The 21,782-nt window shown below is 67.0% G+C and carries 15 protein-coding genes; 5 read left to right on the top strand and 10 right to left on the bottom strand.

Going from position 1 to position 21,782, the window contains the following annotated elements; genetic code table 11:
- Positions 1 to 23 precede the first annotated feature (23 nt).
- The 5 genes from AC07PF_RS10615 (at position 24) to AC07PF_RS10595 (ending at position 8,145) form a co-directional block, all read left to right on the top strand.
- Positions 24 to 1,616 carry a gamma-glutamyltransferase family protein gene (locus tag AC07PF_RS10615; protein ID WP_494611809.1) on the top strand — a complete coding sequence of 531 codons (1,593 nt, stop codon included), beginning with the start codon at positions 24 to 26 and terminating at the stop codon, positions 1,614 to 1,616.
- Between the two features lie 148 nt (positions 1,617 to 1,764).
- Positions 1,765 to 2,724, top strand: coding sequence for a Bug family tripartite tricarboxylate transporter substrate binding protein (locus AC07PF_RS10610; protein ID WP_007853856.1), 960 nt, complete (start codon positions 1,765 to 1,767; stop codon positions 2,722 to 2,724).
- A 943-nt stretch (positions 2,725 to 3,667) separates the two neighbouring features.
- Positions 3,668 to 4,573, top strand: coding sequence for a LysR family transcriptional regulator (locus tag AC07PF_RS10605; RefSeq protein ID WP_494611808.1), 906 nt, complete (start codon positions 3,668 to 3,670; stop codon positions 4,571 to 4,573).
- A gap of 644 nt (positions 4,574 to 5,217) precedes the next feature.
- Positions 5,218 to 6,723 carry an ABC transporter substrate-binding protein gene (locus tag AC07PF_RS10600; RefSeq protein ID WP_494611807.1) on the top strand — a complete coding sequence of 502 codons (1,506 nt, stop codon included), beginning with the start codon at positions 5,218 to 5,220 and terminating at the stop codon, positions 6,721 to 6,723.
- An 81-nt stretch (positions 6,724 to 6,804) separates the two neighbouring features.
- The gene (locus tag AC07PF_RS10595; protein ID WP_494608773.1) at positions 6,805 to 8,145 is read left to right on the top strand and encodes an LLM class flavin-dependent oxidoreductase; all 1,341 of its coding nucleotides are present in this window, start codon (positions 6,805 to 6,807) and stop codon (positions 8,143 to 8,145) included.
- A 66-nt stretch (positions 8,146 to 8,211) separates the two neighbouring features.
- Here the strand turns inward: AC07PF_RS10595 and AC07PF_RS10590 are convergent, their stop codons facing one another.
- The 10 genes from AC07PF_RS10590 to AC07PF_RS10545 form a co-directional block, all read right to left on the bottom strand.
- Complete coding sequence (locus AC07PF_RS10590) at positions 8,212 to 9,966, bottom strand: ABC transporter ATP-binding protein (RefSeq protein WP_494608774.1); 1,755 nt, start codon at positions 9,964 to 9,966, stop codon at positions 8,212 to 8,214.
- Entirely contained in the window at positions 9,963 to 10,916 is a 954-nt protein-coding gene (locus tag AC07PF_RS10585; protein ID WP_494608775.1) for an ABC transporter permease, read from the bottom strand. Before AC07PF_RS10585 ends, AC07PF_RS10590 begins: the two co-directional genes overlap by 4 nt.
- Positions 10,917 to 10,953: 37 nt before the next feature.
- Complete coding sequence (locus tag AC07PF_RS10580) at positions 10,954 to 11,940, bottom strand: ABC transporter permease (protein ID WP_494611806.1); 987 nt, start codon at positions 11,938 to 11,940, stop codon at positions 10,954 to 10,956.
- A 25-nt stretch (positions 11,941 to 11,965) separates the two neighbouring features.
- Positions 11,966 to 13,561: an ABC transporter substrate-binding protein gene (locus AC07PF_RS10575; RefSeq protein ID WP_494611805.1), complete on the bottom strand. Its 1,596-nt coding sequence runs from the start codon at positions 13,559 to 13,561 to the stop codon at positions 11,966 to 11,968.
- Between the two features lie 104 nt (positions 13,562 to 13,665).
- The gene (locus AC07PF_RS10570; RefSeq protein WP_494611804.1) at positions 13,666 to 14,586 is read right to left on the bottom strand and encodes an NAD(P)H-binding protein; all 921 of its coding nucleotides are present in this window, start codon (positions 14,584 to 14,586) and stop codon (positions 13,666 to 13,668) included.
- A gap of 18 nt (positions 14,587 to 14,604) precedes the next feature.
- A complete protein-coding gene (locus tag AC07PF_RS10565) occupies positions 14,605 to 15,687 on the bottom strand; it encodes an ABC transporter substrate-binding protein (RefSeq protein ID WP_494608779.1) in 1,083 nt (360 codons plus the stop codon).
- Between the two features lie 35 nt (positions 15,688 to 15,722).
- The gene (locus AC07PF_RS10560) at positions 15,723 to 17,375 is read right to left on the bottom strand and encodes an ABC transporter substrate-binding protein (protein ID WP_494608780.1); all 1,653 of its coding nucleotides are present in this window, start codon (positions 17,373 to 17,375) and stop codon (positions 15,723 to 15,725) included.
- A 43-nt stretch (positions 17,376 to 17,418) separates the two neighbouring features.
- A complete protein-coding gene (locus tag AC07PF_RS10555; RefSeq protein WP_494611803.1) occupies positions 17,419 to 18,621 on the bottom strand; it encodes an acyl-CoA dehydrogenase family protein in 1,203 nt (400 codons plus the stop codon).
- 10 nt (positions 18,622 to 18,631) lie between these two features.
- Positions 18,632 to 20,152, bottom strand: a complete 1,521-nt coding sequence (locus tag AC07PF_RS10550) for an amidase (RefSeq protein ID WP_494611802.1) — start codon at positions 20,150 to 20,152, stop codon at positions 18,632 to 18,634.
- A 28-nt stretch (positions 20,153 to 20,180) separates the two neighbouring features.
- Positions 20,181 to 21,773 carry an ABC transporter substrate-binding protein gene (locus AC07PF_RS10545; RefSeq protein WP_494608783.1) on the bottom strand — a complete coding sequence of 531 codons (1,593 nt, stop codon included), beginning with the start codon at positions 21,771 to 21,773 and terminating at the stop codon, positions 20,181 to 20,183.
- Positions 21,774 to 21,782: the final 9 nt, after the last annotated feature.

Below are 21,782 nucleotides of genomic sequence, written 5' to 3'. Positions count from 1 at the left end.
GATACACGAATATACTCCGGCCCATGCTGCCCTTTGACTGGTCGTTCCCGTACCCCTCGCAAAAGATGCCACTGCTCGCGGCCAATGCCGTGAGCGCCAGCCAGCCTTTGGCGGCGCAGGCAGGTTTGAGCATGCTGTACCAGGGCGGCAACGCCATCGATAGCGCATTGGCGTCCGCTATTGCGCTGACCGTGGTGGAACCGGTCATGAACGGGATCGGCGGCGACATGTTCGTGCTGGTGTGGCATGAAGGCAGGTTGCATGGATTGAACTCGAGCGGACGCGCGCCCGCGCTCTGGACGCCGCAGTATTTCGGCAGGCATGAAAAAATGCCAGAGAAGGGCTGGGATTCGGTGACCGTGCCCGGCCAGGTTGCGGGATGGAAGGCGCTGTCGGATCGCTTTGGCAAACTGCCTTTTGCGCGCCTGTTCGAGCCGGCTGTTCGGTACGCGCGGGACGGCTTCATGGTTTCGCCGCAAATTGCGAGGCAGTGGGCCAACCAGATTCCACGACTGATCGACCAACCGGGCTTTCGCGATGCGTTCACATGGGATGGGCGCGCTCCTCGCGCAGGTGAGCTTTGGCGGTTTCCAGCGCAAGCCAGGACACTCGAGCTCATTGCCGAGAGCGGCGGCGAGAGTTTCTACCGGGGCGAACTCGCCGAGAAAATCGAAGCGTTTGCCAAGCAGTGCGGCGGTGCGCTGCGCGCTACCGATCTCGCGGCGCACCGGGCCGAATGGGTCGAGCCCATCGAGCAGTCGTTTCGCGGCTACACCTTGCACGAGATTCCGCCGAATGGCCAAGGGCTGGCAGCACTGATTGCATTGGGCATCCTGGACCATTTCGACCTGGCAAGCATGGGAGTGGACAGTGTCGACTACTACCACGTGGGCCTGGAGGCGATGCAGTTGGCCTTCGCCGACCTCCACCAATATGCTGCCGATGCGCCTGCCATGTCGCCTGTCTCTGCGGCGCACTTGCTCGACGCTGCCTATCTGGCGGAGCGCGCGAAGCTCATCAACATGAAGCGCGCGGCCAATCCAGGCCCCGGCATGCCGAAAACCGGCGGAACGGTCTACCTTGCGTCAGCGGATGCGGCTGGCACCATGGTCTCTTACATCCAGTCGAACTACCATGGCTTTGGCTCCGGCGTGGTCGTTCCAGGCACCGGTATCAGTCTGCACAATCGCGGCGAAGACTTCAGCCTGGTCCCGGGCCATCCGAATATCGTCGCTCCAGGCAAACGTCCACTGCACACCATCATCCCGGGCTTCATCACGCGCCATGGCGCACCCGTGATGGCGATGGGCGTCATGGGCGGCTCAATGCAGGCACAAGGGCATGTGCAGATGGTGACGCGGCTTGCCAGCTTCGGACAAAACCCGCAAGCCATGAGTGATGCCCCACGGTTTCGCGTGGAGCCAGGCCCCACGGTCACGCTGGAATCGCATGTCCCCGGCGATGTGCCGGACTCCCTGCGCGCCCGCGGACACAGCGTCACTGTCGCGCAGCGCCAAAGCCTGGACTTCGGGTCAGCCCAGCTGCTCTACAAGGCGGAGCATGGGTACATCGCAGCATCCGACTCGCGCCGGGACGGACAGGCGGTTGGCTTTTAGCAGCAGCAGTGCCAGGTCACTCCAGCCTTTGAACCTGCGCGCATCGCTGGCCTGATCGACGCCAATGCCTCGTCCAAGACTTCTCCTTTACGCACCGGATTCCCCTTCCATCAACCGCAACAGAGCAACAAGCCAGGAGACACCCAGAATGAAGCGACGAATCTTTTCCGCAGCAGCTGCAGCCTCAGCACTCTCACTGGCTTTGCCAGCATCTGGGCAAGACCGGACCCTGAAGCTCATTGTTGGGTTCGCGCCCGGTGGCTCATCCGACCAATTGACGAGAATCATTGCCGACAAGCTGCGCGCTTCGCTGGGACAAAACGTCGTCGTCGAGAACAAGCCGGGCGCATCGGGGCGGGTGTCGATGGCTGAGCTCAAACGATTGCCGCCGGATGGGCAAACCCTGGTCATGGCCACCAGTGGCACGCTGGTGGTGGCTCCCTGGCTGTATCCCAACCTGCCGTACGATGCCGTGAAGGACTTCACGCCGATCGCGCGTGCCGCGAGCTTCGACTTTGCCCTCACCATCGGTCCTGCAGGTCCCCAACGCGATATCAAGCATGTGCTGGCCTGGATGAAGGCGAACCCTGACAAAGCCAACTTCGCCACCTCGGGAGCCGGAACATTGGGCCACTTCACTGGCGTGCTGCTTTCGCAGACCACTGGCGTCAATCTCACGCACATACCGTACAAAGGGGGCGCACCCGCAGCGCAAGACCTGGTAGCCGGGCTGCTCCCACTCATGGTGGATACAGCCTCTGAAACCTTGGAGCATCACAAGGCGGGCAGGGTGCGGATTGTCGCGGTGACTGGACAGGAGCGCTCCAGCGCTTTGCCCGACGTGCCTACGTTGAAGGAAGCCGGAATCAACATGACTGCGGATGGGTATTTCGGCCTGTACGGTCCTGCGGGAATGCAACCGGCAGTCGTGCAGCGCATCGAACGGGCCGTCGCCGAGGCGCTTCGCGCCCAGGATGTGCGGGACAGGATTTCCGCGCTGGGGTTGGTTCCGGACTACCTGGATTCATCCGGGCTCAAGAAGCTGCAAGCCGAGCAGCTCAAACGCTGGGAACAGCCGGTGAAGGCCTCTGGCTTCAAGCCAGACTGACCAGGCGTTCGTCGGAAACCTCAGTTGCGTGTGGCCGAGTTCAGCCGCCGGATCTGAGGTCCATGCCAAGGTGCCACTGTGCGACGGTAGAGAAGTTGGAGAGCTCAACCTTATTGATTCATAAGGGATTTTTCAATGTGATGGCCAAACTCCCTCCGAGCGAAGCGGAGGACAAGTTGATCACCTGTCGGTTGCAGGCACACAAGTTGGTGAGCAGTTGAAAGAGTGGAAGTGAAGCCGTACTGCTTTCGGATGAAGCGGCAGAGAGGCCGTATTGCATTTGATTGACGAGTGCGTATTTCGGTCGCTGCTGGACAGTGAGGGCGAATTGACTTGGACAGCGGGAACGGCAGGAACTGGACACAGAGATCGGCTCTCGTGTGCATTCCCAGGTCGCTGACGATGAGCATCTATGCGGCTTCGCCTAGTTGCCTTCTTGGGTGATACAGGGCAATGGCACGACCAGCTAGACTTCCGCTATCGGCCACAACCGGGACGTTCGTCACGGCCCTCCGGAGCTAATTCCTTGCGCTCAACTATGTGCTGGGATGGGTCGGGACGCAACTGCGTCGGTGGTACCTATTTCAATGCCGGGCTTTCGGGCGTCAACGGAACCTGTATCCGGATACCCAAGCCGCCCCTTTGACTATGAAATACACAAGACCCTTTACTGTCCCCCGACTTTTTGCTGTGCCTGCCCTGTGGCTGTGCAGCGCGATGCTCGCCCCGTCGATGGCCTCCACCCTCACCACCGCCACGTTGAGCGCGGGACATACGCACACGTGCGCAATCGACAAGGCTGGCCAGGCCAGGCATATGGGGAGTCTTGGGCATGGAGGGCATCCTTTGTAGAGGCGTTGCGGCGGTATGGAACGAATCGTATGCCCCGGTACTGCAAACGACAATTCGATAGATCGCTTCACCTTATGCTCAAATGCTATGCATGAAGCCCACGCTGAATCTGCGCCAGGTCGAGTCGTTCTATTCCGTGATGCGCACTGGCACCGTGGTGGCCGCAGCGCGCCACATGAACGTGACGCAGCCGGTGGTGAGTCGCGCCATCAGCCTGCTCGAATCACGTATTGGCTATAAGCTGTTCGAACGGCGCGGGCGCAAGCTGGTGCCCACGCCAGAAGGCCAGGCCTTCTACCGAGAGGCCGAACCCATCTACGGCAGCCTGGACCGGCTGGCCCAGGTGGCGCAGGACATCCGATTCCAGCGCGCGGGGGAGCTGCGCATCGCCACGCTGCCTTCGCTATCGCAGTCTCTGCTGCCGAGAGCCACGGCGCGCTTTTTGTCAACGCGGCCCAATGTGTCGGTGTTCGTGCAGAGCCTGCCCTCGCGCCAGGTGGCCGACCTGGTAGCCACGCGCCAGTTCGACGTCGGCCTGATCGAGCTGCCCATGGCACGCCCGTCCATCTCCATCGAGCCGCTGGAGCCTGCTCGTTCGGTGGCCGTGATCCCGGCAGGCCACCGACTCGCAGCCAAAAAGCAGATCTCGGTGAAGGACCTTGCGGGCGAGCGTATGGTGCTGCTGTCGCAGCACAGTTTCCTGCGCTACCAGATCGACGATGCCTTCTCCAAGGCCGACGTGGTGCCCCATGTGGTGATGGAAACCCCGCACTCGCTCATTGCCTGCGGCTTTGCAGCGGCGGGGGCAGGTATCACCCTGGTGTCGCACTGGGCGGCGGAGTCCTTTGCCGGGCCGAACGTGGTGGTGCGGCCCGTGCGCGAGGAGATGAGTTCGCGCTCGGCAGTGATTTTTCCCTACCCGGGCGCGCGCATGCTACTGGCCGAGGCTTTCGCCAAGGAGCTCAAGGAAGAGATCCGGCTGACTCGCAAGCTTTAGCAGTTCGTAAGGGCTCCGGGGAATTGGGCGTCTACCGAAGATACTTCAAAGCCCGACCGCCAGCATAAATTTACGGAGTGCTGATTCAGACATGTCTGTGGTCAGGCTGGGACTTGTACATGCGGCGTTTGCAACGATGTGGACCCTTGATTTTCTGCTGATCCCGGAGGCCTCGCCTCGCTGGAAGCTTACGGTGAACGCAAGACACCACCTTGCACGCCGAGTGGTTGCCGCGAAACGCAAGTGAGGCCGATCATCTGCGAGGGTAGTGCGCAGCGCAACCAGATGCTCATGACGGAATCGTCCGTGAGGACGCGAACGCCCGCGGGAAATCCAGGGGCTATGCGGGCCGCCATGAACACCGCCATGGGGCGCACGTTTTCGTCTTTGATTCCTCGAAATTGGTCTAAGCGACCAGTGGGTCGGCACATAGCATTGCTGCCGATGTTTCGCCCCAGCGGCGGCGTGTGCCGCCGGATGCGTGGCGCTTCTTTCCGTCAAGGAACCCCATGTACGCCCGATACCTCGTCTTCTCAGCCGTTCATTTGGCGCGGCCAGCGGTTCGCCCCTGGTTTGCGCTGGCGCTCTGCGTTGGCCTGTTCGCAGGTCACGCTGTCGCGCAGTCACCGCAGCAGCTACAGCCCGTGCGCGGTGGCACGCTGCAGTTCGTGGCCGGGCCCGAGTCGGCCACCATCGTCTCCATCGACAACACCTTTGGATTTCCGCAGAAGGTCGGCACCAAGGTCGTGGAGGGCCTGCTGGCCTATGACTTCGACCTGAGTCCCCAACCGCGCCTGGCCACGCAATGGACGGTGTCCGCCGATGGCCTGCAGTACAACTTCAAGCTGCGCACCGGCGTCAAGTGGCATGACGGCAAGGACTTCAGCTCGGCCGACGTGGCCTTCTCCATCCTCACCTTGAAGGAGTTCCATCCCCGGGGTCGAGCCACCTTCGCCAATGTGACGGAGGTCAAGACGCCCGATGCGCTCACGGCCACCATCGTGCTGTCCAAACCCGCGCCGTACCTGCTGACCGCGCTGGCATCTAGCGAATCCCCCATCGTGCCCCGGCACCTGTATGCAGGCACCGACATCCGCACCAATCCCTACAACACGAAGCCGGTAGGCACGGGGCCCTTTATGTTCAAGGAATGGGTCAAGGGCAGCCATGTGATCCTGGAGCGCAACCCGGACTACTGGGACAAGCCCAAACCCTACCTTGACCGCATCGTAGTGCGCATCGTCACCGATGCCAGCGCTCGTGCCGCCGGTCTCGAGGCCGGGCAGATCGACCTGAGCGGCGATTCGCCCGTGCCCCTGGGGGACGTGGCCCGCATCAAGACCCTGCCGCAACTGGAGGTGCAGACCAAAGGGTACGAGTACGTGGCGAACCAATCTCAGTTCGAGTTCAACCTCGACACGCCACAGCTCGCCCACCAGAAGGTACGCCAGGCGATCGCTCATGCGGTGGACGCCAAGGCACTGGTCGACGTCGCCTGGTATGGCTTTGCACAGCCGTCGCCATCGCCCATCAGCCCGGTGCTCAGGCAGTACAGCGACACCAGCATCCGCCACCACAAGTTCGACACGGCCCTGGCCGAGAAGCTGCTGGACGAGGCAGGCTTTGCACGCAAGCCCGATGGCAAGCGCTTCGCACTGCGCCTGACCTACAACCCCTACTACCAGGAAGGCAACCGCCGCACGGCCGAGTTCGTGCGCCAGGCGCTGGGCCGCGTGGGCATCGACGCGACCATTGCTGCCTACGACTTCGGCGGCTTCGTCAAGGCGGTGTATACCGACCGAGCCTTTGACATCAACGTCAACAACCTGAACAACAATTTCGACCCCACGGTGGGCGTGCAGCGCATCTACTGGTCGAAGAACTTCAAGCCCGGCCTGGGCTTCTCGAACGCCAGCCACTACAGCAACGCCGAGGCCGACCAGCTGCTCGAAGCCGCCGCCATCGAGGCCAACCCGGCCAGGCGCCGCGAACTGTTTGTGCGCTTTCAGCAACTGGTGCACCGCGACCTGCCGGTGGTCAACCTCACCGCCTTCCAGCCACTCACGGTGGCCCACAGGAAGGTGCGCAACCACACGACCAACTCCAACGGGCTCAACGATTCGTTTGCCGACGTGTACCTGGAGAAATGAGCCCGTGGCGCGCGCCCTTGGCGCTTCTGCCTGCCTCCTCGATGAAACCCTCGGCCCAGCACCCGATTCTTTGCTCCTTCCATGCCCCAACGTTCCGGATTCCTGCGCTTCGGCGCCTTTCTCTACCCCACTGGCCACCACCTGGCCGCCTGGCGCCACCCTGACGCGGTGCGCGGCGCGGGCCTGGACATCCACCACTACCGGGCACTGGCCCGGGCGGCCGAGGCGGCGCGCTTCGACCTGATCTTCCTGGCGGATGGTGTGGGCACGCGCGGCAGCAACCCCGAGGTGCTCAGCCGCACGGCGCACAGCTATGTCTCGCAGTTCGAGCCGCTGACCCTGCTGTCAGCACTGTCGTCCGTGACCGAGCACATCGGCCTGGTGGCCACGGCATCGACCAGCTTCAACGAGCCCTTCCACATCGCGCGCAAGTTCGCCTCGCTAGACCACCTGAGCGGCGGCCGTTCGGGCTGGAACCTCGTGACCTCGTCGAGCGAGCACGAGGCGCGCAACTTCAATCGCGATACACACTACGTTCATGCCGAGCGCTACGAGCGCGCCAGCGAGTTCGCCGACGTGGTGCTGGGCCTGTGGGACAGTTGGGATGACGGAGCGTTTTTGTGGGACAAGCAGGGCGGCCGGGTCTTCGACCCTGCGCGCCGCCATGTGCTCAACCACCAGGGCAAGCATTTTCAGGTGCAAGGCCCGCTGAACGTTGCGCGCTCACCGCAGGGGCGGCCAGTTGTCGTGCAGGCCGGCTCCTCCGACGCCGGCAAGGACCTGGCGGCGCGCACGGCCGAGGTGGTGTTCACCGCGCAGCAGACCCTGCAGGACGCCGTCGATTTTTACGCCGACCTCAAGGGTCGTGTCGAAGCCTATGGCCGCGACCCCGACAGCCTGCTCATCATGCCCGGCGTGTTTCCGGTGGTGGGGCGCAGCGAGGGCGAGGCGCAGGAGAAGTTCGAGCAGCTGCAGTCGCTGATCGACCCGGTGCTCGGCCTGTCCATGATCTCAGGCCTGACCGGAGGCGTGGACCTGTCGGGCTACGACCTCGACGGGCCCATCCCGGAGCTGCCCGAGACCAACGCCAGCAAGAGCCGCCAGGAGTTGACCCTGCAGCTCGCGCGCCGCGAAAACCTGACCATCCGTCAGTTGTATCTGAGGGTGGCGGGGGCACGGGGGCATTGGCAGTTGGTGGGCACGCCGGTGCAGATAGCCGATCAGCTCGAGGAGCGGTTCGTCCATCGCGGAGCCGATGGGTTCAATGTGATGGCGCCGGTGTTGCCTACAGGGCTGACGGATTTTGCGGAGCTGGTGTTGCCTGAGCTGCGCCGACGGGGGCTGGCGCGTTCGGAATACGACGGCGCGACCTTGCGAGAGAACCTGAGATTGGTGCGGCCTCTAGGCAGCCGTGTAGGGTAGCGAGAGGTTCGGGAAGAAGAAAGGGGCCTGCGGGCCCCTTGGCTTTCTTGATTGCCGCAGTCCTGCTCACGCTGCCTTGCGCTGCTCACCCCGTGGGACTGCGGCGATCAGGCTGCGTGTGTATTCATGCTGCGGCGCCGCCCAGATGCTCTGGTGGTCCCCCGACTCCACGAACCTCCCCCGGTGCATCACCAACACCCGGTCCGCGATGTAGCGCACGACAGCCAGGTCGTGCGAGATAAACAAATAGGACAATTTGAACTCCTCCTTGAGCTCCACCAGCAGATTCAAGATCTGCGCCTGGATGGACACATCGAGGGCAGACACCGGCTCGTCGCAGATCACCAGCGACGGCCGCACTACCAGCGCGCGCGCGATCCCGATGCGCTGGCGCTGGCCACCCGAAAACTCGTGCGGGTAGCGGTTGCCCGCGTTCAGGGGCAGTCCCACCCGGTCCAGGATGGCGGCGATGCGCTGCTGCCGGTCCTGGCGCGAGCGGTTGCCGTGCACGTACAGCACCGTGTCGAGGATGTCATACACCGTGCGCCGCGGGTTGAGCGAAGCATAAGGGTCCTGGAACACCATTTGCATACGCTGGCGCCAGGGCTGCAGGGCGCGGCCCTTGAGCCGGGTCAGGTCCGTGCCGTCGAACACGATTCGCCCGGCCGCGGCGGGCACCAAGTGCAGCAGGGTCTTGGACAGGGTGGACTTGCCGCAGCCCGACTCGCCCACCAGGCCCACGGTCTCGCCGACGCCGATGGTGAAGGACACATCGTCGACCGCATGCACGGTGCCGGTGCGCGTGGCGTAGTCCGTGCGCAGGTTTTGCACCGAAAGCAGAGTGTTGTCCTGTAACGCTGCGGATTCCTCACGTGGCCGGACCTTGGGGATGTGCAGGTCGAAACTGCGCTGGCCCGTCTCCAGGTTCAGGCGTGACTGGATCTCGGGCAGGCGTGCATCGGTGTAGTGCAGGTCCTGGCCGGCGTGCAGCGATGCCCCGAGCAGGCCGCGCGTGTAGGGGTGCGAGGGCGCTGCGAACAGTTGGGGGGCACTGGCCTCCTCGACCTTTTCGCCGCCATACATCACGGCCACGCGGTCGGCCCACTGGGCCACCACACCCAGGTCGTGGGTGATGAGCAGCAGCGACATCGACAGCTCGCGCCGCAGCCGGTCCAGCAGTTCCAGGATCTGTGCCTGGATGGTCACGTCCAGCGCGGTGGTCGGTTCATCGGCCACCAGCAGGCGCGGGCGGCAGGCCACGGCCATGGCGATCATCACGCGCTGGCGCTGGCCACCCGAGAGCTGGTGCGGGTAGTCGTCCACGCGGCGCTGGGGTTCGGGGATGCGCACCAGGTCCAGCAGCTCGATGGCACGCTGGCGGGCCGCCGGGGCCGACAGCCTTTCGTGCTGGCGCAAGGTCTCGGCGATCTGCGTGCCCACGGTGTAGACCGGGTTCAGCGAGGTCATGGGCTCCTGGAAGATCATCGAGATCTCGCGCCCGCGCAACTGGCGCAGCTGGTCCAGCGGCAACTGCACGATGTCGCGGCCGTCGAACAGGATCTGGCCACCGATCTGTGCGCCGGGGGCCAGCAGCCGCAGCAGCGCCAGCGCCGTGGTCGACTTGCCGCAGCCCGATTCGCCCACCAGGGCCAGGGTTTCGCCCTGGTGCAGCTGCAGGTCGAGGCCACGCACGGCGTGCAGCACACCTTGCGAGCCCTTGAAGCGCACGTCCAGCTGGCGGATGTCGAGCAGCAGGGGCGCACGCTGGGTGCCGGCGGCTCCATCGCCGTGCACAGGGTGAATCAGGGTCGGGTGGCTCATCGCAGGCCTCGCAGGCGGGGGTTGAAGGCGTCGTTGAGGCCGTCACCGACCAAGTTGAGCGACAGCACGGTGAAAATGATGGCGGCGCCCGGGATGGCGGTCAACGTCCAGGCGGTGCGCAGCTGCTCGCGGCCTTCGCCGATCATGCTGCCCCAGGAGACCACGTTGGGGTCGCCCATGCCCACGAAGGCCAGGGCCGATTCGATGAGGATGGCCGTGGCCACCAGCACCGAGGCGGTCACGATGACCGGGGGCAGGGCGTTGGGCAGGATCTCCTGGAAGATGATGCGCAGGTCCGAAAAGCCCTGGCTGCGCGCTGCCAGCACGAACTCGGATTCGCGCAGCGAGCGGAACTCGGCGCGCACCAGGCGCGCTATCACCGGCCAGGAGGCCAGGCCGATGGCCAGCACGATGACCTTCACCGAAGGCTGGCCGATGGCCACGATCACGATCACCAGCAAGAAGGTGGGCACGGTCTGGAACAGCTCGGTCAGCCGCACGAGCAGGTCGTCCACCCGGCCGCCGAAATAGCCTGCGACGGACCCAACCAGAATGCCGATGAGCACGCTGACCGTGGCGGCCGACAGCCCCACCGCCAGCGAGACCCGCGCGCCGTGCACGATGCCGGACGCCACGTTGCGGCCCAGCGAGTCGCTGCCCAGCGGGAATTCGGCCGACTGCAGGGGCGCCAGCAGCGGGCGGGTGGCCATGTCCAGCGGGTCGTTCGGGAAGATCACCCCCGCCAGCACGGCCAGGCCGGCCACCAGCAGCAGGATCAGCACGCCGGTGACGGCCGCCGGGTTGCGCACGAAGGCCTGCAAGGCCGCGTGGCGCTGCACGGGCACGGGGGAAAGGGCGTCCAGCGCGGGCTTCTTTTCCGCGGACGACGATGATGCGCGGATGAGCCGCAGGAAGCGGTTCTGGGGGGAGGTGGTGGCGGCGGTGGTCATGGCAATCTTGTGGGATGCAACAGGTGCGGAAAACGCCTCAACGGACCTGGATGCGGGGATCGAGCCAGGCGTGCAGCAGGTCCACCAGCATGTTGGCCACGATGACCAGCAGCGAGGACAGCAGCAGAATGCCCAGCAGCACGTTGTAGTCGCGGGCCAGCACCGATTCGAGGGCCAGGCGGCCCAGGCCCGGCCAGCTGAAGACCGACTCGACCACGATGGCTCCGCCCAGCAGCGTGCCGAAGTGCATACCCGCGACGGTGGTCACCGGGATCAGTGCGTTGCGCAGCACATGCCGCAGCGTGACGGCCACGGGGGTCAGGCCCTTGGCCGTGGCGGTGCGCACGAAGTCCTGGTGGCTCACCTCCAGCATGGCGGCCCGCGTGAGGCGCGAGAAGATGGCGACGAAGAAGCCGGCCATGGCCAGTGCCGGCAGCACCAGGTGGCGCGCGGCGTCCTTCACCAGGGCCCAGCCGGTCAGCCCGGCGCCGATGGTGAGGTTGCCCCCGGTGGGCAGCCAGCCGAGCTTGACCGAGAACAGCACGATGGCCATCAGCCCCAGCCAGAAGCCCGGCGTGGAGTACAGCAGCAGCGCCAGCACGGACAGCACCCGGTCTTGCCACTTGCCGACCCAGGTGGCCATGATGGTGCCGAGCAGAACCCCCGTGGCCAGGGCCATGCCCAGGGCCGTGACCATGAGCAGCAAGGTGCTGCCCAGGCGCCCGCCGATCAGGTCCAGCACCGGCTGGTTGTGGCGCGGCGAGGTGCCCAGGTGGAAGTGGGCCAGGTTGTTCAGGTAGGCCAGCAGCCGGTCCAAGAGCGGCAGGTCCAGCCCGAAATGGGTGCGCAGCTGGGCCATGGTCTCGGCCGTGGCCGATCCCGACTCGGCCGCGATCACGTCGGCCGCGTCGCCTGGCACCAGTTGCAGCAGGAAGAAGTTGAGCACCACCACGCCCAGCACAGTCGGCACGGCCTGCCAGGCCGTGCGCTGTAGGGTGTGGCCGACGCGCGAGAGTGTGGTCATGGGCGTGCCCCGTTCGCGTGTCAGGTCAGGGGGCGGCGAAATACAGGTCGGCGAAGCTGCCGCGGACATGCTCGCCCGTGGGGGCGTAGTCGCGGACCTTCTTGGCCACCACCGTGATGTTGGGGTTGGCCCCGAACTCGATGGATGGGATGTCGGCCGCCACAGCCTTCTGGAAGTCGAAGAACAGCTGGCGGCGCTTGGCCTCGACCACCTCGACGGCGGCGGCTTCGAGCAGGCGGTCCACCTCGGGGTTGCTGTAGTGCGGGGCGTTCGAAAATGGCAGGCCGATCTTGAAGTTCTTGGACCAGAAGATGCGCTGCACGCCCACCGAGGGGTCGAAGATGTTGGTCAGGCTCTCGGCCGTGATGTCCCATTCGCGGTCGGTATAGGCCTTCTTCACGTAGGTGGCGAAGTCATAAGTCTCCACGGCGGCATCGATGCCGATGCGGCCCAGCGACTGGCGGATGAAGTCGGCCGAGCGGCGCTCGACGAAGGGGTTGTAGAGCACGCGCAGCTTCAGGCGCGTGCCGCTGGCGTCCTTCTTGAAGCCGGCGGCATCCAGCGCCGCTTCGGCCGCCTTGGGGTTGTAGGCGATGCGCTGCACGCTGGCATCGTGGTAGCGGCTGTGCGCACCGATGGGCGTGGCCGAGAGCTTGCCCAGGCCATACCACACGGTGTTGTTGTAGGCATTGGCGTCGATGGCCTGGGCGATGGCACGGCGCACCTCGATGTTCTTGAGCGCGGGTGTGTCCAGGTTGAAATACACCTGCTGGTGGTTGCCCACGTAGGGCGAGATGCGTGTGTCGATCTCGATGCCCGGGAGCTTCTTGAAGCGCTCCACGTCCGACAACGGGATGGAGCTGCCGGCGCTCAGGTCGATGCTGCCGGACTCCAGGCCTGCGGCACGGGCTACGCCGTCGGTGATGAAGCGCACCACGATCTTGTCGAGGTAGGGCTTGGGCTTGTCCCAGTAATTGGGGTTGCGCTCCAGCAGCACATGGCTGCCCTGCACCCATTCCTTGAAGACGAAGGGCCCCGTGCCCACGGGGGCACTGTTGTACTTGCTGGTGTTGACGTCGGTGCCTTCGTACAGGTGCTTGGGCACGATGGGGGATTCGGCCGCCGACAGCGCCGTCAGCAAGAAGGGTGATGGCTTGGAGAGCACCACCACGGCGGTGTGGGCGTCGGGCGTCTTCACCTCGGTGACGTTGGCGAAGCTGCCGCGTCCGCGCGGGTGCACCTGCTTGAGCGTCTGGATCGAATACGCCACGTCGGCCGAGGTGAAGTCCCTGCCGTCATGCCACTTCACGCCCTTGCGCAGGGTGAAGGTGTACTGCAGGCCGTCCTTGCTGACGGCCCAGGTGGTGGCCAGCTGGGCCTTGGGCGCCAGGTTCCAGTCGTAGGTGAGCAGGCCTTCGACGATCTTGGGGCCGATCTCGGTGTTGCCGCCGGCCGTGGTGGTCAGAGGTACCAGCGACGAGGGCACCGGGTTCACGGCCCAGTTGAGCGTGCCGCCGTGGCGCGCCTGGGCCATGGCCGACAGGCTGGCCAGGCCGGCAAGGCCGAGCACGACGGCGATGCGTTTCCACGGGAGGGCGGGGCGCTGTGGGGGGCGGGGCATGGAGATCCTTTGCATGAGAGCGTGTTGGTAGACAAGCCCCAATGTAGGCAGCCCCCCCGGGCCCTACAACGAACGATTCTGAGTAAGCAAGTGCTACTTTGTACTTACGCCGCCACTGCCGCAGGGGTACCCGCCAATGCCTGCCGGGCCTGCTCGGCAACGTGGTCGCGCACGCTGCGCGCAGGCCGGCCGAGCACGCGCTCCACGGTGGATGTGGTCTCCCGCGCGGCCCCGGCGGCAATCAGTTGCCTGAACTGCGCATGCACCTGCGCGGTGAACGCCGGCAGGGCGGCCGGCGCCTGGCTCGCTGGTCCTGGCGCCTGCACGGCCACCGTGCGGCCCAGCGCCGCACCAGCCGCTGCGGCCAGGTCGGCGAAATCGAGCGGCTCGGGTCCCGTCAGCACCCAGGGCCCGCCATCTTCCGGTGGCTGCACCGCAGTCTCCAGCAGGGCTGCCACGGCCACGTCGGCGATGTCGCGCGCGTCGATGTAGGCCACGCGGGCGCCGGCGAAGGGATCGGTGAGCGCATCGCCCTGCTGCAATGGCTCGGCCAGCCGCCCCAGCGCCACCTGGGCCCAGGCGTTGGGTTGCAGCACCAGGTGCGCAATGCCTGACTGTGCGAGCTGCCGCTCCACGGCCGCATGCAGGTCGCCCGAGAGCGATCGCCCAGGCGGGGTGGTGGTCCACGCCGAGCCCGAGAGCTTGACGATGCGCTGCACCCCCGCGCGCTCGGCGGCCGCAATCGCGTTGCCCTGGTGCACGGCCAGCAGCGGGTCGATGGGCGAGAGCAGGAACAGGTGCGTCACGCCGCGCAAGGCAGCGTCCAGCGTGGCGGGCTGGCCCAGGTCGCCCGCGGCAATCTCCACGGCGGGGCCCAGCACCCGGCGGGCGTGCTCAGGCTGGCGGGTCAGCGCGCGCACGGCAACGCCTTGTGCCAGCAGGCGCGGCACCAGCAATTGGCCCAGCTTGCCGGTGGCACCTGTGACGAGAACACGCAGGCTCTGGACTGAGGATTCGGTAGTCATGTGGCGGTCTCCCAGGCGTCAGGCGGCCAACGGCAACGCAGTGGCGGCCTCGGCCTGCGCACGCAGCCGGGCCAGGGGACGTGGGTCCACCCATTCGCCCAGTGCGAAGTCGCGGGGCAGAAAACCCCATGCAAGCAGGAAATCCTTGAAATGGCCGATGGCATCGACCAGGGGCGCATCCAGGCTGAGGCCCAGGTGGCGGTGTACCTCGGGTCCGTTGGAGGCGAGCACGGCTTCCTCGGTGGTGGCGATCTCGCGCGCCACGAAGCGCAGGGTCTCGTCAGGGTGCTGCTCGGCCCAGTAGCTCGCGCGCTCGACCACGCCGAGCAGGCGCACCACCAGGTCGGGGCGCCGGTCGGCCAGGGCGGCGTCCACCGTCAACGTGCGCGGCGTGCCGTTGTTGATGCGCACCTTGGGGTCCGGGTGCTTGCCGAACTCGGCCACCACCTGCGCACCGATGAGGTTGGCCACCACGATGCCCTCGGCCCCCTTGACGAAGATGGCATCCGCCTCGCCGCGCACCAGGGCCTGCACCTCGGCGAAGTAGGGGTGGCGCCGGCGCAGGCCGTGCAGGCTGGGCTCGCCCGCGGCGATGATGACCGACTCCTCGATGGGCAGGTCCACCAGGGTCACATCCTGGTGCGTGAGCCCGGCCAGCGACAGGCCCGACACGGTGCCCTTGAGCGCCGTGGCGCGGTGGAAGTCGATCAGGTCGTTCACCCGCCGTGGGATGGCGATGCGCTTGCCCGCCAGCTGGGCGGCGCTGGTCAGGCCGCTGCCCGGCAGGGCGATGAGGGCCTGGAACTCGTCGGTCCAGGTGATGGCCACCAGGCGCGTGTCGCGCCCGCTGGCGCGTGCCCAGATGGGGGGGATGTTGCCGCCCTGGCGGAAGGACCAGGCCAGGTGGTGGTCGAAATGGCTTTCGCGCACGCTGCGGTCCTTGGAGTCGATGATGGACTCGATGGCGATGCCGTCCTCGGCGAAGGCCTCGGCCAGCCAGCCCAGGCGCGCGGCGATGCCCAGGGGCGAAGGCACGGGGCAGCGCGTGTACCAGAGCTTATCGGGCTGGGGCTGGTTGGCTGCGGTGGTGTGTGTCGTCATGGCAGTTCCTCCTTTGGATGGGCGGGCTGGCCTGGTCAGGCCTTGCCCAGCCAGACGTTGGCGAGGTTTCCGGCAGGGCCGTCGCCGCCCACGGTGTGGTTGCGCACGCGGCGGTCGGCAATGGTGTAGGTGTCGGGCGCCACGAGGTTGATGTCGGGCAGGTCGCGGATGATCAGGCGCTGGAACTCGGTGATGAGCTGGATGCGCTTGGCCTCGTTGGTCTCGACGGACGCGGCCTCCAGCAGGCGGTCTACCTCGGCGTTGCTGTAGGCCGAGCCGTTGGAGAACGGCAGCCCGCGCTTGTAGTTCCTGGACCAGTACAGGCGCTGGATGCCCACCGTGGGGTCGAAGGTGTTGCTCATCGCGCTGATGTGCAGGTCGAAGTCGCGGTCGGTGTACACGCGCTTGATGTAGGTCGCGAAGTCCTGCGAGCTGAGCTGCAGCTCGATGCCGATGCGCGACAGCGACTGGCGCAGGAACTCGGCCGTGCGCAGGCCGCCCTCATTGGGGATGGGCGTGGCGCGCAGCTTCAGGCGCAGGTTGCCCCCGGCCTTGCCGCGGGTCAGGCCCGCTTCGTCGAGCAGTTTCTCGGCCTGCTTGACGTCGTAGGGCAGCACGGGCAGGTCGGGCACGTAGTATTTCTTGAGCGTGTTGCTCACCGGACCGGGGATGAGCTTGCCCTGGCCGTACCAGGCCACCTTGAGCAGGTTGTCGCGCTGGATGGAGTGGGCGATGGCCTGGCGCACGCGCAGGTCCTGCAGGGCCGGGGTCTCCAGGTTGAACTCGGTGCGGTAGATGGAGTTGATGTACTGGTAGCCGTTGCTCTCGAACACCAGGTTGGGCTTGGCGCGCAGGCGCTCCACGTCGGCCAGCGAGACGGGTGAGCCCGGCGCCAGGTGCACCTCGCCGCTTTCGATGGCGGCCGAGCGTGCCGCGGCATCGGGGATGAAGCGCACGATCAGCCGGTCGATGTAGGGCTTGCCTTCGTCCCAGTAGGCCGGGTTGCGCTCGAAGATGGCATGGCTGCCGCGCACCCATTCCTTGAACACGAACGGGCCTGTGCCCACGGGGGCATTGTTGGCCGGGTTGGCATCGGCCTTGCCGGTGCCATACAGGTGCTTGGGCACGATGGGCGTCTCGGACGCTGCAAGCGCCGACAGCAGGTAGGGCACGGGCTTGGCCAGGCGCAGCACCACGGTGTGGGCGTCGGGCGTCTGCACCTCGCTCAGCGCGGCAAAGGTGGCACGCCCGCGCGGGTGGAATTCCTTGACCAGGTTCAGCGAATGCGCCACGTCGGCCGAGGTGAAGGGCTTGCCGTCGTGCCATTTCACGCCCTGGCGCAGCTTGAAGGTGTACTGCAGGCCATCGGCGCTGGTGGTCCACGAGGTGGCCAGCTGCGCCTTGGGGTTCAGGTCGAAGTCGTAGGTCAGCAGGCCTTCGGTCACCTTGCCCGAGATCAGTACCGACGCATTGGCCGTGTGCGCGATGGTGGTCAGCGTCGGTGGCTCGGGAAAGATGAGCAGCGTGAGCGATCCGCCGCGCTGGGGCGTCTCACCACCTTGGGCCTGGGCCCAGGGGACCAGGGTGGCAAGGCCCAGCCCGGCGGTGCCCTGCAGAAAGGCGCGGCGCGAGGCATCCCGCTGCACGGCAGCGGCGGCAAGGGTGTGGATATCGTCGAAGGATGGCATGGATGGACAGAACGGTGTGGGAGTGAATCGGTGGCAGGCCGGGCTATGCCGCGGCCTGCAGCGCCGCGCGGCCCGCATGGGTGCGCAGCAGGTTGTTGGGAGGTGCATGGATCAGGCTGCAGAGCACGTTGCGGTGGTGCCGCTCCAGCGGGTTGCGCCGGGCCAGGCCGTGGTTGCCGGCCAGCTCGAAGGCCGCTGTAACAGCCTGGGCCGCGTTGTCGGTCACCACCTGCTTGACCAGCGCGCCCAGGTGGTCGGGCGCAGTGCCGGCGTCGTAGGCCTGCGCATGGCTGAGCAGCAGCCAGTCGTTGGTAGCCAGCAGCTCCTGTATGCGGCCCACGGCGTCCTGCACCGTGGGCACGCTGGCCAGCGAGGCACCACCCAGTGCGCTGGGCTTGCGCTCGTTGAGAAAGCGCAGCAACCAGTCGCGCGCCGCCTGCGCCGCAGCGTGGTAGACCGAGCCCACCTGGCTGAAGTACCAGGCGATGGTGGTCGCGTCGCGGCGCAGGCCCAGTTGCGCCGGCCGCAGGCCCACGGTATGGCCGAGCGGCACGGCGACGTCGTGGAACAGCACATCGTGGCTGGCCGTGGCGCGCATGCCCACCGGGTCCCAGGTGTCGACCACCTGCACACCGGGCGCACCGCGCCGCACGAGAAAGCTGCCCAGGCGCGGCTCGGGCTCGTCGGTCACGGCCAGCACGCTGATCCAGGAGAGCAGGGGCACGCCCGTCACGTAGAGCTTGTGGCCCGACAGCAGCCACTGGTCGCCCACGCGCCGTGCCACCGTGGCCGGCAGGCCGCCGTGCGAGGGTGAGCCCAGTGCGGGCTCCACCTGCGCGGCGTTGAGCAGGGAGCGGCCTTCGAGCGACTCGGCGATCAGCTGCCGTGCCAGCGCCTTGGGCCATTCGTCCGAGCCCTGGCGCAGGCTGCGCGCGATGTGGCCGTGCAGGCTGTAGTGCATGGACAGGATCAGCGCCACCGAAGGATCGCCATAGGCAATGGCGCTGACGACCTCGCGCGCCACGGCCAGTCCGGCGCCATGGCCGCCGTGGGCGCTGTCTATCGTCAGGCGCAGCAGGCCCGCGGCATGCAGGGCCGCGAACTGCGCCTCGGGCGGGGCGCCGCTCTGGTCGTGCTCGGCGGCCAGCAGGGCGAAGTCATGGCCCAGCTGGCGCGCATGCGCGATGAGATCGGCGTGCGCGGCGGACCGGGGCGAAGCCTGCAAAGGCTGGGACAGGTCACTCACAGGCGATCTCTCAGTCTTCAAGCCCGGGCGGCACCTGGAAGCCGCCGTACGCCTGCTCCAGCAGGTGGGCGAAGTGGATGCTGGTGTGGTCTTCGAGGTAGGGGCCCACGGCCTGCGCGCCGATGGGCAGGCCATCGCCGTCCAGCCCCAGCGGGAAGCTGGTGGCCGGCAGGCCCGGCAGCACCGGCAGGCCGGCCCAGGTGAACAGATCCAGAAAGCGCACGGGCTTGCTGCCGCCCTCGAAGGCCACGGGGTAGCTGCGCTCGTCCTTGGGTTCGCTGTGGTTGTGCGCAAAGGCCTGGGTGGCCAGCACGGGGGTGACGACCACGTCCACCACCCCGAACAGCTGTTCCCACTGCTGGCGCAGCTTCAGCCGTGCCTCGTTGTCGTGCAGCCAGGCGCGGTGCGACAGGCTGAACGAGCGCAGCCAGGCGGCATCGGCACTGGTGTCTTCGGGCGCCAGGGCGTCCAGGCGTGCCTGGGCCCCGGCCGACAGCGCGGGCGGTTCGGCCAGCGAGGAGCCGAGCAGGCTGCGGTAGATGCGGTGGGCCTCGCCCAGGTCGGGCAGCAGGCCGGCGGGCAGGTCGCTGGTTCGCAGCACCTGGCTGCCCTGGGTGCGCAGGCGCTCCACCACGCGCTCGATGGCCACGCGCTCGTCCAGGCTGCGCTCGGTGCCGGGCCACTGGTCGATCACCAGCACGCGGTAGTCGGCCAGGCGCTGGTGCCGCGCCGGGGGCAGGGTGGCGCGCCAGGCCTTGGCCTGCAGCGGGTCGAGGTTCAGCAGCAGGTCGAGCGCCAGGGCCAGGTCGGCGGCGCTGCGCGCCAGCGGGCCGGCCACGCTCAGGTCGCGGTCGGCCACGCGCCCGGCGGGCAGGCCGGCGCCGCGCAGGCCGATCAGGCCCTGCGTGGGCTTGTGGCCGTACACGCCGTTGAAGTGCGCGGGGATGCGGATGGAGCCGCCGATGTCCGAGCCCAGCTCCAGCGCCACAAAGCCCGCGGCCAGCACCCCGGCCGAGCCGCCCGAAGAGCCGCCGGGCGTGCGCGCCACGTCCCAGGGGTTGTTGCTCACACCGTACAGCGGGTTGTAGCTCTGCAGGTCGGCCAGGCCCACCGGCACGTTGGTCTTGCCCAGCACCACGGCGCCGGCCTCGCGCAGCGCGCGCACCACCCACGAGTCCTGCGCCGCCACGTTGCCTGCGTGGGCAGGGTTGCCGGTGGCCGTCACCAGGCCCTGCACGTCGAAGGATTCCTTGACCGTGATGGGCACGCCCAGCAGCGGCTTGCGCTCGCCGCGCGCCAGGGCCTCGTCGGCCGCCCGGGCCGCAGCGCGGGCCTGTTCGAAATCGCGCACGGCGACGAGGTTGAAGGCCGCGTCGTGCCGGGCGATGCGCGCCAGGCTGTGCTCCAGCAGCGCCGTGGCGGTGATGCGGCCTTCGGCCAGGGCGCGGGCCTGCTCGACGGCGCTGGCAAAGCTCAGTTCGGCGGCGGGGCTGCGGGCGTCGGAAGGGACGGGTGCAGTGGCTGTGCTCATGGAGGCTCCTTGGTGGCGATGGCGTGGATTACTTGCGGGGTTGCAGCCAGGTGTCGGCCAGATCGCCTGCCGTCAGGTCGATGGTGGTGTTGAGCTGGTGCACGCGGGTGCTGTAGACCTGCAGTGCCGAGGGCACGGTGACCAGCGGGTAGGCCGGCAGCTCGCGCCCCACGGTCTGCTGGATCTGGCGGAACTGCGCAGCGCGGCGGGTCTCGTCGACCTCGATCGCGGCCTGGCGGAAAAGCTCGTCCACCTGCGGGTTGTTGTAGTGCGCCGCGTTGATCCAGATCAGCGGGTTCTTCACGCCGTCGCCCCAGTAGATGCGTTGCACGCCCACGGTGGGGTCGTACAGGCGGCCCAGGCCGTTGACGTTGAGGTCGAACTCGCGCGCGGTGTAGGCGCGCTTGAGGAAGGTGGGCAGGTCGCCGTCGAGGATCTCCACGCGGATGCCCACGCGCGCCAGCGACGAGCGCAGGAAGTCCGAGGTGCGCTTGAAGTCGGCACCCGGGATGTTGGTGACCTTGAGGGCAAAGCGCGTGCCGCCGCCCTGGCGCGGGTAGCCCGCCTGGTCGAGCAACTGGTTGGCGCGGGCCACGTCGTACGGGTAGTTGAAGGTGCTGTCGTCGTAGTAGCTGGTGAACACCTTGGGGATGGGCGAGTTCACCACCTCGCCGCGCTGGTACCAGACCACGCTGCTCAGCGCATTGCGGTCGATGGCATGGGCAATCGCGTGGCGCACCTCGGCCTTGGCCAGCACCGGGTTGTCCAGGTTGTATTCGAGGAAGACGGCGTTGTTGAGGTAGGCGTCGTAGGTGTCCTCGACCTTGAGCTGCGGGTTCTTGCCCAGGCGCTCCAGGTCGGCCAGGTTCACGTTGCTGGCCACGTCCACCTCGCCGGCCTCCAGTGCGGCCGAGATGGCCGCCTTGTCGGGGATGAAGCGGAAGATGATGCGGTCCAGGTGCGGCGCGCCGCTGCGCCAGTAGTTCGGGTTCTTGCGCAGGATGATGTGGCTGCCGCGCACCCACTGCTCGAAGATGAAGGGCCCCGTGCCCACCGGTGCCGTGGCATTGGCACTGGCCAGCGGGTCGCCGTCGCCATAGCGGTGGGCCGGCACGATGGGCAGCTCGGCCGAGGACAGTGCCTTGATGAGGTAGGGCGCGGGCTTGGAGAGCACGAGCACGGCCGTCAGCGCATCGGGCGTGTCCACGCGCTCCACGTTGGCCAGGGTGATGCGCCCGCGCGGGCCCTGCTTCTTCTGCGTGAGCACCGAGTAGCGCACGTCGGTCGCGGTGAAGTCCTTGCCGTCGTGCCACTTGACGCCCTTGCGCAGCTCGAAGGTGTAGCGCAGGCCATCCGGGCTCACGCTCCAGCGCGTGGCCAGCAGGGGCTGGGGCTTGAACTGCGCGTCGTAGCGCAGCAGCCCCTCGGTGATCTTGGCGCTGATGTTGCGGATGCGGGTATTGGTGTCCAGCAGCGAGACCAGGATGGGCGGCTCGATGTCGCTGGCGTAGGTGAGCGTGCCGCCCTTGACCGGGGTGGCGGCATCGGTGGCGGGCTGTGCCAGTGCCAAGGCTGGCAGCACAGCGAAGGCAAGGTGGGCGAAGGTGCGGTGGAGGGCCATGAAATAGGG

It is taken from the genome of Acidovorax sp. GW821-FHT10A04, assembly GCF_059415825.1.
Note: the sequence above shows the minus strand (reverse complement) of the source record. Positions and strands in the feature narration are given on the sequence as shown.